This window comes from Labrenzia sp. R5_0 (genome assembly GCF_017743835.1).
Classification (GTDB): Bacteria; Pseudomonadota; Alphaproteobacteria; order Rhizobiales; family Stappiaceae; genus Roseibium; species Roseibium algicola.
On sequence record NZ_JAGHRK010000004.1, the window covers coordinates 108793 to 122095 of the forward strand.

14 protein-coding genes are annotated in these 13303 nt (G+C 61.2%); 5 read left to right on the forward strand and 9 right to left on the reverse strand.

What is annotated here, in order from left to right; translation table 11 throughout:
* Positions 1-834, reverse strand: coding sequence for a LysR family transcriptional regulator (locus J7447_RS20365; protein ID WP_209170734.1), 834 nt, complete (start codon positions 832-834; stop codon positions 1-3).
* A gap of 87 nt (positions 835-921) precedes the next feature.
* Here J7447_RS20365 and J7447_RS20370 point away from each other — a divergent pair, with 87 nt between their 5' ends.
* A complete protein-coding gene (locus tag J7447_RS20370; protein WP_209170735.1) occupies positions 922-1185 on the forward strand; it encodes a hypothetical protein in 264 nt (87 codons plus the stop codon).
* The gene (locus tag J7447_RS20375) at positions 1182-2066 is read left to right on the forward strand and encodes an EamA family transporter (protein ID WP_209170736.1); all 885 of its coding nucleotides are present in this window, start codon (positions 1182-1184) and stop codon (positions 2064-2066) included. Before J7447_RS20370 ends, J7447_RS20375 begins: the two co-directional genes overlap by 4 nt.
* Positions 2067-2076: 10 nt before the next feature.
* Here J7447_RS20375 and J7447_RS20380 read toward each other — a convergent pair whose 3' ends face one another.
* The 7 genes from J7447_RS20380 to rph all read right to left on the reverse strand — a co-directional run bounded on the left by J7447_RS20380 (position 2077) and on the right by rph (position 8911).
* Positions 2077-2814 carry a SprT family zinc-dependent metalloprotease gene (locus J7447_RS20380; protein WP_152505037.1) on the reverse strand — a complete coding sequence of 246 codons (738 nt, stop codon included), beginning with the start codon at positions 2812-2814 and terminating at the stop codon, positions 2077-2079.
* A gap of 210 nt (positions 2815-3024) precedes the next feature.
* On the reverse strand, positions 3025-3447 hold the full coding sequence (locus tag J7447_RS20385; RefSeq protein WP_023002401.1) for a DUF2852 domain-containing protein: 423 nt from the start codon (positions 3445-3447) through the stop codon (positions 3025-3027).
* Positions 3448-3611: 164 nt separating this feature from the next.
* Complete coding sequence (locus tag J7447_RS20390) at positions 3612-4304, reverse strand: glycosyltransferase (RefSeq protein WP_055660566.1); 693 nt, start codon at positions 4302-4304, stop codon at positions 3612-3614.
* Between the two features lie 163 nt (positions 4305-4467).
* Positions 4468-6096: a polyhydroxyalkanoate depolymerase gene (phaZ, locus tag J7447_RS20395; RefSeq protein WP_286189398.1), complete on the reverse strand. Its 1629-nt coding sequence runs from the start codon at positions 6094-6096 to the stop codon at positions 4468-4470.
* Positions 6097-6377: 281 nt separating this feature from the next.
* Positions 6378-7532: a radical SAM family heme chaperone HemW gene (gene hemW, locus J7447_RS20400; protein ID WP_353653811.1), complete on the reverse strand. Its 1155-nt coding sequence runs from the start codon at positions 7530-7532 to the stop codon at positions 6378-6380.
* A gap of 15 nt (positions 7533-7547) precedes the next feature.
* Entirely contained in the window at positions 7548-8186 is a 639-nt protein-coding gene (gene rdgB, locus J7447_RS20405) for an RdgB/HAM1 family non-canonical purine NTP pyrophosphatase (RefSeq protein WP_023002405.1), read from the reverse strand.
* 11 nt (positions 8187-8197) lie between these two features.
* Positions 8198-8911 carry a ribonuclease PH gene (gene rph, locus J7447_RS20410; RefSeq protein ID WP_023002406.1) on the reverse strand — a complete coding sequence of 238 codons (714 nt, stop codon included), beginning with the start codon at positions 8909-8911 and terminating at the stop codon, positions 8198-8200.
* Between the two features lie 171 nt (positions 8912-9082).
* Between rph and hrcA the strand changes: the two genes are divergently transcribed.
* Both hrcA and moeB read left to right on the forward strand, forming a co-directional pair.
* A complete protein-coding gene (gene hrcA / locus J7447_RS20415) occupies positions 9083-10156 on the forward strand; it encodes a heat-inducible transcriptional repressor HrcA (protein ID WP_031269953.1) in 1074 nt (357 codons plus the stop codon).
* A 96-nt stretch (positions 10157-10252) separates the two neighbouring features.
* Positions 10253-11056, forward strand: a complete 804-nt coding sequence (gene moeB / locus J7447_RS20420; protein ID WP_055660309.1) for a molybdopterin-synthase adenylyltransferase MoeB — start codon at positions 10253-10255, stop codon at positions 11054-11056.
* A 140-nt stretch (positions 11057-11196) separates the two neighbouring features.
* Here moeB and secB read toward each other — a convergent pair whose 3' ends face one another.
* Positions 11197-11697 (reverse strand): protein-export chaperone SecB, encoded by a 501-nt coding sequence (gene secB / locus J7447_RS20425; protein ID WP_031269955.1) that lies wholly within the window; start codon positions 11695-11697, stop codon positions 11197-11199.
* 198 nt (positions 11698-11895) lie between these two features.
* On the opposite strand from secB, the gene J7447_RS20430 reads away from it, so the two are divergent.
* Complete coding sequence (locus tag J7447_RS20430; RefSeq protein WP_023002410.1) at positions 11896-13302, forward strand: ActS/PrrB/RegB family redox-sensitive histidine kinase; 1407 nt, start codon at positions 11896-11898, stop codon at positions 13300-13302.
* The last annotated feature ends 1 nt before the right edge of the window (position 13303 follow it).

The window sequence follows — 13303 nt, forward strand, 5'->3', positions numbered from 1 at the left end:
TTACCCTTTTGCCTCCAGAAGCCCCTGCAGGCCTTCGCGCACATAAGGCAGGTATGTTTCCCCCACCGGCGTTCCGGCGACGATGCGAAGCTCCAGGTGCGGCAGGACAGGCAGCGAGGTGACTGTGGGCAGGTCGGCGGCATGGAACCCGGTGAGGGCCGGAGCCACGGCGATGCCGGCACGGACAGCCGCCTCGATGACGATAAGGCCGGACACGGTGGCCTTGGTCGTCCATTTCACCGAACTCGTGTCCAGCGCGGCAATGGCGGCATCGCGCATGGCACATCTGTCGGCATAGACCGCAAGTGGCAGGGCATTTTGCGATGTTGAAAGCGACGCGCTGCCGAGCCAGACGAGCGGTACGCTGGCAACAAGGTCACCGGTCCGGGACCGCTGGGGCGACATCACGATGACAAGATCGTACCGGGAGCCGAGACTTGCGAGAAGCATCTGCGAGGAGTGGGTTTCCAGATCGAGAGAGCAGGGCTCCGGGCCGTCTTCCAGCGCTCTCAAGACAGGCACGAGGCCATAGGCGGCGATGTCGTCCGTTGCGCCAATGCGCAGGTACGGCAGCACCGAAGCCCCGCGCGCGGCGGATACCGCCTCGCGGTGCCGGCTGAGCAGGCTGCAGGCATGGCTGTAGAAGGTCTGTCCCGCCGGCGTCATCTCGACCGAACGGGTGGAGCGGTTGAACAATTGAACACCGAGTTCGGCTTCCAGGCCCTTTATCTGCTGGCTGACGGCAGACTGGGTGCGCCCGACATCCTCGCCGGCGGCACGGAAACTCTGCCGGTCACAGACGGCGACGAAGGTGCGCAGGACATGCTCATCCATTGAGTAATTTTTCTTTTCAATAAGACCAGAACAATTAATTTCACAATAGGACCGATGGTTGGCTATGTCCATTTGAGGAGACAAGCCATGACACACATCCAGACAAATGACGAAAAACGGGTCTGCTTCGATTTCGAGATCGATTTCTCGAACGGTGGCGGCATTCAGGGGCAGGGCTTCCGGCTCGACATTCCCGGAACGACCATCTCGGACGACGAACTTGCAGACTACATTGTGCGCGACATGCGCCTGTTGATGGTCGGCGAGGTGCGTATCCTCAACAAGACGATCATTACCGAAGCGCACAAGCGCCAAGCGACGGCGGAAGGCCGGACGGAGACCCGGCCTTGAAGGGACGAGACATTTTGCTCGCGCTCGTTGTGGTGTCGGTCTGGGGGTTCAATTTCGTGGTGATCAAGATCGGTCTGCAGGAACTGCCGCCAATCCTGTTTGCCGCATTGCGCTTTGCCCTGGCAGCTTTTCCGGCCGTCCTTTTCCTGAAGCGGCCGCGCACGTCGATGAAGCTGGTCGTCCTGTTCGGCCTGTTCATGTTCGCGCTGCAGTTCGGACTTCTGTTTGCCGGTATGCACCTTGGAATACCGGCAGGACTGGCCTCGCTTGTGCTGCAGGTTCATGTGTTCATTACGATAGCACTGGCCGTTGCCTTTCTGGGTGAAACGGCCCGTCCGGCGCAGATTGCCGGAGCCACGCTGGCGACCGCGGGCCTTGGCCTTGTGGCATTCAACCTGACGGGCAGCACAACACTGACCGGGCTTGGTCTGGTCGTTCTGGCCGCCTGTTCCTGGGCTATCGCCAATCTCGTTACCAAGCGCATCGGCACCGTTGATCTGCTGTCGCTGGTTGCCTGGGGCAGCCTTGTGGCCCCGCTGCCGCTGTTGCTGCTATCGGCCTTCGTCGAGGGTCTCGACGTCTACCGGCAGGTCTATGAAACCGTTTCGTGGCAGGGGCTGTTTGCTCTGTTCTACATCGTCTACCCGACGACCTTGCTGGGCTTTTCGGTGTGGAGCGGCCTTCTGGCAAGATATCCGGCGGCGACCGTGGCGCCCTTCACCCTGCTGGTACCGATCGTAGGCATGCTCTCAGCCGCCCTTGTTCTGGGCGAACCCCTGGAGCCGTGGAAACTGGGCGCGGCAGCGTTGGTGGTATCGGGTCTTTGCGTCAACCTGTTCGGTTGGCCGTCTGCAGCGCGCCTGCGCCGGTCGGGCGGCTAGGAAGGCAATTTCAGCCGTACCCGTGCAGGCGAACCCCGTTCTGCTTCAGCCAGACGCGAGCCTTCGGTGTTTGCGGGGCAAGCTGTTCGCACAGGCGCCAGAAGCGCGCCGAATGGTTCATTTCCTTCAGATGCGCCACCTCGTGGGCCGCGACATAATCGAGGATTTCCGTTGGTGCCAGAATGAGCCGCCAGGAAAAGGAAAGTCGTCCGTTGGAGGCGCAAGACCCCCAGCGACTGGTGGTGTCGCGAATGCTGATGGCCGCGACCTTCTTGCCGATGGTTGTGGCGTGGAGTGTTGTGCGGGCCGAGAGGTCCGCCCGGGCCTGTTCCTTCAGCCAGGTGGTGACCTTGCGCGGGATGTGGTCTTCAGCCCCCGGCACGAACAGCGCCGGCAAACCGGCGTCGTTCCGGCCAAGGGTAATCAACCCGCGCAGCTTGCCGGTTGGCACGATGACGTGATCCTCGCCGCGCAGGGGCACGATTTCCCCGGGCAGAAACGTGACGTGGTCCGCCCTGTCCTGCAGACGCTCTATCAGCCAGTCGATGTGCTGGCGCGCGAACCGCTCGGCACGGGCAAGATCGCCGCCCTTGGGGACGGTCAGCACCGGACCGGACCTGTCGGCCGGCAGACGCAGAAGATACCGCTGCGCGCGCGGATTGGCCTTGAGGCGGATGCGCACGGCACTGGCACCGGTCTGGATCTCGATATGGTCGGGCAGCGTTTTCTTGCCGGCGCGGAGAAACATCAAGGGCGAAGGTCCATCGAATCAGTTGTTCCGATTTTAGCGAATTTGCGAGCGATTTCGCGGCAATTCTAAAGGGGGGAAATTGATTGAGATTCCGGCTTTCTGAAGGCCGGCTGCAATTCTGGCTGTTCTGAAACGGACAAGAGCGGCGCCTTTTCAGGCGCCGCTCTTGGTCTGGCCGTCGGGGAACGGATCCGGGAGGAGGAGACTTTACAGCGGTGTGGCTTCGTCGCCAGTGCTGCGGCCCCGATTGGCCATGAAGCGATCGAATTCTTCCTGATCGCGCGCGCGGCGCAATTCGCGGAGGAAATCATCGAACTCGGCGCGCATGGTGTCGAGCTTGGCACGCTCTTCTTCCAGTCGCTTCAGTTCGCGCTCGCGATAGTCGTCAAATGCGACGTTGCCCGTGCGGGCATAGGCAGTCGTATTCATCTGCTCGAAGGCTCCCTTCAGCGGGCTGCCCCGCCACTGATCTTTCGCATCGCGGAGCATGCCTTCAAAGCGGTCGCCCCACAAAATGTAGGCAAGCATGGCAAGGCCAAGCGGCCAGAATGCCACGAATCCCAGCACCATCAGGCCGATAGTTACCGGCGTCCAGGCAGGTTTGATCATGCAACTTTTGGCTGTTGTCATCGTCCTATCCATTTCAGACATCCACGACTTTCCAAGTGGGGACGATTGCAGGCTCCTTCAAGGATTCGTGACAGGGATCACAGAATTCCCGCAACGAAAAACCCGGCCTGCAAAGTTGCAGACCAGGTCTAATTCATTGATTTATATGTGAAATGCGAAACGGATCAGTCGAATGGGCCGTCGATCACATGTTGCGCCGAATAGTTCGCCAGGAGCTTCTCGCGGTGCCATTCAGCCGCCATCGGCGCGTTGGCGTATTCGTGGAAGCAGGGCGTGCCGAGCGTGAAGTGAAGAAGTTTCGCGTCGGGGTTGGGGCCGAATTCATCCGGCAGCCAGTTCCATTCCTTCGGCAGCTCGCCGATGAGCTCGTCGTCCAGCCAGGTGAACCGGTGCAGCTGCGCGCCGGTGGCATTCATCACGAAGTCGGGCGTTACCACCTTGTTGGCCGGGTGACCGCAGTTCCACAACACCACGCTGGACCAGTTCTTGCGCGGGTAGTTCTCGTTCTTCGAGCCGAGATACTTGGTGGTCTGCCGGGTCTGGTAGTCGTGGTGGACACACATGACCGCCTTGCTCTCGTCGCGCATGGCGAACAGCTTGGCAATGTCGTCCCGCACGATCATGTCGCCGTCCATGAACAGCGCCCAGCCGTTGTAGTTCATCAGGCTAGGGATCAGGAAGCGGGTGTAGATGAAGTGATTGGACCCGTCGGTATGGGTCTCGTTGTAGGTCTTCAAATTGTGCAGCGACAGCGGCGTAATCGCCAGCACGTCGCTCGAAAGCCGGGTCAGGCTGTTGGCGCAAACATGATAGGCAATCGCTTCACGCGGATCGAAACCAATAAAAATATTGAGCACTACTGAAACCTCCGGCCTCGCTGTCTGACCGGCACTTGTATTGGGCCGAAAGGCCAGAATCAATAGCAGCAGGCTGCCTGCCGCCAGAAACCGGACTTTTTGGGACAAGTTAAAGGCACGCGGCCAAAGGCACCCATGGTGGGTGCCTTCACCGATGCTTGTTTCAGCTCACCGTTTCGGAAAGCTGGCGAGCCTGCTCGATCCAGTTGTCCCGGGCGATACGGCCACGGAAATCCAGCTTGGTGTCCAGGGCCTCGATCTGCTCTTCCGTCAGGCCGGCGATTTGCCAGAAGTGGAAGATACCGGCTTCGTTGAGAGCCGATTCCAGTTTCGGGCCGACACCGCTAATCGATTTCAGATCATCCGCGGCACCGTCCGGCTTGGTCAGCAGGATGCTCTCCAGCGAATTGCCGCTGCTCTTTGCAGCCGGTTTGGCCTTGGCAGGCGCAGGCGCTGCTTTCACGGCCGGTGCGGCAGCTGCTTTCGCAGCCGGTGCGGCGGCAGCCGCAGGAGCCGGGGCAGCGGCCTTGGCGACCGGTGCCCTGGCGGCAGGCTTGCGCAGGTCCGTACGGTTGGAGCGGATGAAATCCATGACCCGCGGCGCGATCTCGGACCGCCAGCGCGATCCGTTGAAAACGCCGTAGTGGCCGACATTCGGCTGCTCGTAATGCGCTTTCATGTCGTCGTCCAGACTGGTGCAGAGCTTATGCGCCGCCTTGGTCTGGCCCCGGCCGGTGATGTCGTCCTTCTCGCCTTCAACGGTCAGAAGGGCCGTGCGGGTAATCTTGCCGCAATCGACCAGACGGCCATTGTGCATCATGGTGCCGTTCGGCAGCGCGTGCTCGATAAACACCGTTTCGACGGTCTGCAGATAGAATTCGGCCGTCAGGTCCATGACGGCGAGATATTCGTCATAGAAGTCGCGGTGTTTTTCGGCGTTGTCGCCGTCGCCTTCCACCAGATGCTGGAAGAAGTCCCGATGCGCGGTCACGTGACGGTCGAGGTTCATGCTCATGAACCCGGAAAGCTGCAGGAAGCCCGGATAAACGTCCCGCATGAAACCCGGATGCGGGAAGGGAACCTTCATGACGACGTTGTTCTTGAACCAGTCTATGCCCTTGGAAACCGCCAGGTCGTTGACCGCTGTCGGCGCCACGCGGGTGTCGATCGGTCCGCCCATCAGCGTCATCGTGGAGGGTACATAGGGGTCTTCGCGGTCTTCCATGACAGCGACGGCTGCCAGCACCGGCACGGACGGCTGACACACGCCCAGAATGTGCGTATCCGGCCCGAGGAAGTGCAGCATCGAGATGATATAATCGATATAATCATCAAGATCGAACTTGCCTTCCTGCACGGGAACCATGCGGGCATCGATCCAGTCGGTGATGTAGACATCCGCATTCGGCATCAGTGCTTCCACCGTGCCGCGCAGCAGCGTGGCGTAGTGGCCGGACATCGGCGCGACGATCAGGATCTTCGGATCGTTGCGGTGCGTCGTGACCCCGCGTTCGAAGTGGATCAGGTCGCAGAACGGACGGCTCCAGACGCTGACTTCACGTACAGGAACACGCACACCGCTTACGGTGGTTTCCTTGAGACCGAACTCCGGCTTGCCGTAGCGGCGCGTCGTGCGTTCAAGCACCTCGCAGCCGGCAGCGATCGAACGGCCGTAGCTGGTATGAGTCAGCGGATTCAGCGGGTTCTGGAAGTAGAGCCGGGTCATGTCGGCCAAAGCTCTGAAGGGCGCCATCGCGGCGTGGTTCAGTTCGTAAAGGTGGTAAAACGGCAAAGACGTCTCTCCTTTGCTGAACCAATTGGTGCCGGCCCCATTGGCATTGTTCGTAAACATTTTTTTCGGCCCGTCTCTTCTTACACCATCTATTGCATTGCAACAGGATAGCTATGCCTGTTGCAGCCCGCAATACTTCTAATTGGTATGTGAATACGCGCCTAAGTGCTCAGGATCGCGGCGAAAGACATTTTCGCACCAAATCACTGTGCAATGCAAAAGACCCAATAGAACATTTAAATCAATTTGGTAGCATTATATTAACGGCGTTCCAGAACGGCTCAGGCGGCCAGATCTGCGACCACCGCATCGAGCACGAAAAAACCTTCACGGGTTGCGCGAATGCGGTTTTCCCCGATTTCTTCCACCATGCCATGCTCGATCAAGGCTGCCAGACGAAGCGGATCGATGGAGCGGCTCGCATAACGCTCGTAGCGTTTCAGGTCGATCCCCTCGGTCAACCGTAGTCCCATGAGCAGGAATTCGTCGCCCTGCTCCTCTTCGGAAAGACCGGCGTTTTCGGTCAATGCATGACCGTGGCTTTCGACATTTTCCAGCCAGGTTTCCGGATGGCGCTCGGTCGCGGTTGCAAGCTTGCTGACACCCACCGTGATGCGCCCATGGGCACCGGGCCCGACGCCGACATAATCGCCGTAGCGCCAGTAGACGAGGTTATGCCGGCATTCGGCGCCCGGACGGGCGTGGTTGGAGACTTCATAGGCGGGCAGACCGGCAGCGGCGGTCACATCCTGCGTCAGTTCATAGAATTCGGCGCCGAGATCCTGATCCGGCATCTTCAGCTTGCCGGCGTGAAACAGCGTATGGAAGGGCGTGCCTTCCTCGATCGTGAGCTGGTAGAGCGACAGGTGATCGGCGGCGAGCGCGATGGCCTCGTTCAGTTCCTGTTCCCAACCGGACAGTGTCTGACCCGGCCGGGCATAGATAAGGTCGAACGACAGGCGCGGGAAGGTTGCCCGCGCGGTTTCGATGGCGGTGCGGGCCGTGCGCGCATCATGCAGGCGGCCAAGCAGTCTCAGATCCGTATCGATGAGCGACTGCACGCCCAGCGAGACCCGGTTGACACCTGCTGCCCGGTAACCGCGAAAGCGCTCGGCCTCGACCGACGAAGGATTGGCCTCCAGCGAGATTTCGACGTTCTCATCCATCGACCAGCGATCGGAAACCGCCTTCAGGATACGGTCCACCGTCGCCGGTTCCATGAGCGAAGGCGTGCCTCCACCCAGAAACACGGACTGAACCGTCCTGCCCTTCGTCAAATCGGCGAAATGAGAGAGTTCCCGTTCGAACGCGGCCGCGAAACGGGCCTGGTCGACCGGCTGGTGACGGACATGGGAGTTGAAGTCGCAATAAGGGCATTTGGCCGCGCAGAACGGCCAATGAATATAAATGCCGAAGCCTCCTTCGGCTGCCCCCACACCTGTCACGTCTTTTTATCCTTCCAGGCAGCCGGCAGAAAAGAGCTGGAATGCCCGCGCCCTGTGTGAAAGGGCGGATCCGTCCTTTGACCAGCCGTGTTTTTCTTCCGAGGTCATTTCGCCGAAGGTCCGCTCATGGCCATCCGGCTGGAAAACCGGGTCGTAGCCGAAGCCCTGCGTACCGCGCGGCGGCCAGACGATCTGTCCCTCGACCTCGCCGCGGAAGAACTCTTCGCTGCCGTCCGGCCAGGCCAGGCACAGCACGGCAACAAAAGATCCCCGGCGCTTGTCGTCCGTCGTTGCGCCCAGGGTCTGAAGCTTTTCCTCGATCGTGCGCATGGCCATCGCGAAGTCCTTGTCCGGACCTGCCCAGCGCGCTGAATAGATGCCCGGATCGCCGTTCAGTGCCGCAACGCAGAAGCCGCTGTCATCAGCCAGGGCCGGCAAGCGGGAAGCCTTGGCCGCCGCATGGGCCTTGATGGCTGCGTTTTCCTCGAACGTGACACCTGTCTCGTCCGGTTCCGGCAGGTCCAGCTCTCCGGCGGAGATCACTTCGAAGCCATAAGGCTGAAGCAGTTCGTTGATCTCGCGGATCTTGCCCTTGTTGTGGCTTGCGACAACCAGTTTGCCCGGTTCCAGCTTGCGATGGCTCATGGTTTGCGCCCTTAGAGAATGGCCATTTTCTGAAGATCGACCAGCTTGCCGATGCCCAGCTTGGCCAGGCCCATGAGCTTGCCGAATTCTTCTTCGGAGAACGGTGCACCCTCGGCCGTTCCCTGGATTTCGACGATGCCGCCGGACCCGGTCAGAACGAAGTTGGCGTCGGTCTCGGCAGTGCTGTCCTCGGCGTAGTCGAGGTCGAGCACCGGAGCACCTTCGTAGATGCCGCAGGAAATGGCGGCAATGTGATCCTTCAGGACCTCGCCGGAGACCATGTCACGGGCCTTCATCCACTCGATGCAGTCGCGCAGGGCAACCCAGGCGCCGGTGATGGACGCCGTGCGGGTGCCGCCATCGGCCTGGATGACGTCGCAGTCCACAGTGATCTGGTTTTCGCCGAGGGCTTCCAGATTGACGACGGCGCGCAGCGACCGGCCGATGAGACGCTGGATTTCCTGCGTCCGGCCGGATTGCTTGCCGGCACTGGCTTCGCGGCGCATGCGGTCGCCCGTGGCGCGCGGCAGCATGCCGTATTCAGCCGTCACCCAGCCGCGGTTCTGTCCGCGCAACCAGGGCGGAACCCGCTCTTCCAGGCTGGCGGTGCACAAAACGTGGGTGTCGCCGAACTTGACGAGGCAGGACCCCTCGGCATGTTTGGAGACCCCGCGCTCCAGTGTGACCGCACGGAGTTCATCGGCTGCGCGTTTGGACGGACGCATGCATATCCCTTTCGACTTTCGTTCCGGAAAAACCGCCGTTTCTCCAGTGTATTCGTTGGGGCCTTGTAGACCCCAACTTCCTTCGCCGTAAAGGCCTTGCGTTGTGATACTTCACGCAAGCCCCCTTTTGCGCCTATATCTTTTTGATGAAAGCCCGGTCGACCCCGGTGAGTGGTCACATTCGGAGAACAAGCCTTGAGCCTCAGCGACCTCGACAAGAGATCCCGTGAAATCTTCCGTTCGATCGTGGAAACCTATCTGGAGACCGGCGAACCCGTCGGGTCCCGGAACGTTTCGCGCAAGCTCGGCATTTCGCTGTCCCCTGCCTCAATCCGCAACGTGATGTCTGATCTGGAACATATGGGCCTGCTGCATTCGCCGCATACCAGCGCAGGCCGGCTGCCGACCGAAATCGGGCTTCGGTTCTTCGTTGATGCCCTTCTGGAAGTGGGCGACCTGACCCAGGACGAGCGCCGGGCGATCGATGCCCAGGTGCGGGCGTCGCAAAAGGCGAATTCGGCCGAGCAGGTGCTGACGGAAGCCAGTCAGATGCTGTCCGGCCTGTCCATGGGCGCCGGCGTTGTCTTGACCCACAAGTCGGACATGCGGCTGAAACATATCGAATTCGTGCGCATCGAACCGCTGAAGGCCCTGGCGATCCTCGTCAGTGAAGACGGGTCCGTCGAGAACCGCGTTGTCGATCTGCCGGGTGACCTGCCGTCCTCGGCTCTGGTGGAGGCCAGCAACTACCTGAATGCCCAGATCAAGGGCAGAACCCTGTCGGAAATCCGCTCCGAACTGGAAAAGGTCCGCGATGCGGACCAGGCCGAACTGGATCTCTTGAGCCAGAAGGTCATTGATGCGGGTCTTGCGGTCTGGGGCGGGGAAAGCGCCACCGATCCGGGCACGCTGATCGTGCGGGGCCGGTCCAATCTCCTGACCGATCTGGACGCCGTTGAGGATCTGGAGCGCATTCGCCTGCTGTTCGATGATCTTGAAAGCAAGAAGGATCTTATCCAGTTGCTGGGTCTTGCCGAACAGGGCGACGGGGTGCGCATTTTCATCGGCTCGGAGAACAACCTGTTCTCGCTGTCCGGATCCTCCCTGGTGGTGTCGCCCTACAGGGACAGCAACCAGCGTATCGTCGGTGTTCTCGGTGTCATCGGACCAACCCGGCTGAATTATGCAAGGGTGATCCCGATGGTCGACTACACCGCCCGGCTGGTCAGCCGGATACTCGGATAAACCTGCCGGAGACCGGATTTCCCGAGCGGGTACGGGCTTGACCTGCCGCCGCCGCCACCCCCATGTGTACCCGAGACCAGCCAGACAGGACCTGACATGCTTTCGCCCGCCGAACTGGAACGCTACGCCCGCCACATCGTGCTGCAGGAGATCGGTGGTGCCGGCCAGCAGAAGCTGAAAAATGCACGCGTGCTGGTGATCGGTGCCGGCGGCCTCGGCGCGCCGGTGCTGCAATATCTGGCAGCCGCCGGTGTCGGCACGCTGGGCGTTGCCGACGACGACACGGTGTCTCTTTCCAACCTGCAGCGGCAGGTGATCCACGATACCGACCAGCTGGGTGAGCCCAAGGTTGCCAGTGCGGCCGAAGCGATTGCGCGACTGAACCCCAATGTGAAGGTCGAGCCGCACCCCACCCGCCTTGCCGGCCACAATGCCATGCAGCTCGTTTCCCGTTACGACCTCGTGGTGGACGGGTCGGACAATTTCGACACCCGCTACCTGGTGTCCGATGCCTGTTTCTTTGCGCAAAAACCGCTGGTGACGGCCGCCGTTGGCCAGTTCGACGGCTCGTTGACCACCTTGAAGCCCTTTGAAACCGGCCCGGACGGCACGGCCAACCCGACCTACCGTTGCCTCTTCCCGCAAAAGCCGCGCGACGGCCTGCTGCCGACCTGCGCCCAGGCCGGCATTCTGGGTGCGCTGACGGGCATCATTGGCGCCATGCAGGCCATGGAAGTGCTGAAGGAGCTGACCGGAACGGGCGAGGGGCTGGTTGGACGGATGATCCTCTTCGACGCCAGAACCGTGCGCATGGAAACCATTCGCTACAAGCGTTCCGCGAAGAACCCCCTCAACGGCGACACTCCAAAAACCTGGGCGGAGCTGCTGGAGGAGGCGTGATACGAGATCGCCCTCCCGCAGGGAGTGAGAAACCTGCTGTTGGCCGCTTCCCTCACGTCTGACCGGACAGTCTTTCGGGCAAACAAAAACCCGCCCCGGTTGCCCGGGACGGGTTCCGTGAAACTGTGGTCTGACCGACCTTAGTTCGGCTTCTGCTCAGTCGCCTGCTGGGCAGCGGCCTGCTGGGCCATGTTCTGGCGGTAGAGCTGAGCGAAATCGATCGGGTCGAGCATCAGCGGCGGGAAACCGCCGTTGCGGGTCGCTTCGGAAAGGATGTTGCGGGCGAACGGGAAGATCATGCGCGGGCACTCGATCATCACGAACGGATGCATGTGCTCTTTCGGCACGCCGGTGATCTTGAACAGGCCTGCGTAGACCAGCTCGACGTTGAACATCACCATGTCCGGGCGTTCTGCCTTGGCGGTCAGGGTCAGGACGACTTCAAACTGGTCGTCACCGATCTGCTGGGCACCGACGTTGACGTTGATATCGAGCTTCGGCTGGTCGCCCTGTGCCAGGGAGCGCGGCGCATTCGGGTTTTCGAAAGACAGGTCCTTGATGTACTGGCCAAGGATGTGCATACCCGGCGCTGCTGCGCTCTCCGCCTGCGGCTGCGCGCCGCCGTCATTGGTGTCGGTCATCATCTCATTCCGTTGCGCGGTGCTGATCTGAAATGAAGAGCTATTAAATCCCTCCGGCTGGCCGCCGGCCCGCGTGATCCGGACAGCCGTGTTAGCGGGTGGCTACCACTTACGCCTTGTCGGCACAAGAGCCCCGGCCTTGCCAGCCGCCGGAATCCGCTTCAAAAGAGGGAAGTTGCCGTTCTCCAAGAAGTCCAGATGCACGAACAACCGACATCCAATATCACCCTGCCGCACCGGCGCCTGAAACTCGACACGCTGGTGCGCCTGCGCTGGCTTGCCGTGGGCGGCCAGTCCGCAGCGCTCCTGGTCGTGCATGTCGGTCTGGGCTATCCGACGCCGGCCGGACCTGCCTTTGCCATGGTGGCCCTGTCCGCTTGGCTCAACATCTTCCTGAAGATCCGCTGGCCCTCGGCCATGCGCCTGTCGGAACGCGCCGCAGCCCTGCAGCTTGCCTATGACATCCTGCAGATGAGCGGGCTTCTGTTCCTGACCGGCGGTCTGGGCAATCCATTCGCGTTCCTGCTGATGGCGCCGGTGATGGTGTCCGCGACAGGCCTGTCAGCCCGTTACACGGTGATCCTCGGTATTCTGGCCACGGTTTGCGCCAGCCTGGTTGCGGTTTTCCACCTGCCTCTGCCATGGCCGGTGGGCGACGATTTCTCGCTTCCGATCGTCTATTCCGTCGGCATCTGGACAGCACTCGTCTCCACGCTCGGTTTCATGGCGATCTATGCGTTCCGGGTGGCCGAAGAGGCCCGCCAGATGGCGGATGCGCTTGCGGCAACCGAACTCGTGCTTGCCCGTGAGCAGCATCTCAACGCGCTTGACGGACTGGCAACCGCGGCCGCGCATGAGCTCGGCACACCGCTTGCCACCATCTACCTGGTGGCCAAGGAACTGACGGACGAATTCGAGGCGAGCGACCCCAGGGCCGAGGACGTGGACCTGATCCGCTCACAGGCCGAGCGCTGCCGGTCCATCCTGCGTCAGCTCACGAGCCTGTCGAGCGAGGAGGACCGGACCTACCAGCGCATGCCGGTGTCGCAACTGCTGGAAGATGTGGTCGACCCGCACCGGGGCACGGGCGTTGCGATCCACTCCACCGGGTCCGGTACCGGCGCCGAGCCGGTGGGTACACGAAACGCGGCAATCCGTTACGGACTTGGCAACCTGCTGGAAAATGCCGTCGACTTCGCCAAGACCCGCGTCGATGTGTCCGCCAGTTGGGACGAAACGACACTCTCGATTTCCATCAAGGACGACGGTCCCGGTTTTTCGGTCGAAATTCTGGGCAAGATCGGCGACCCCTACGTTTCCGTGCGCGGCGGAAAGTCGCCGCAACGCGGCACCGGCGGAGGGCTTGGTCTTGGCATCTTCATTGCCAAAACCCTGCTGGAACGCACGGGTGCCAAGCTGCATCTGGAAAATTCGGCCCCACCCCAGACAGGGGCTCATATCCGCGTAAGCTGGCCGCGCAAGGTGTTTGAACAGGACGGCAGAGTGGACGAAACGGCTTTTTCACCCCATAACGGCAATAAAGCGCAAACAATGCATGCTGTGCCCGTGAATCCATCCGGGGTGCAGGAGAAGACGCAAGAATAAG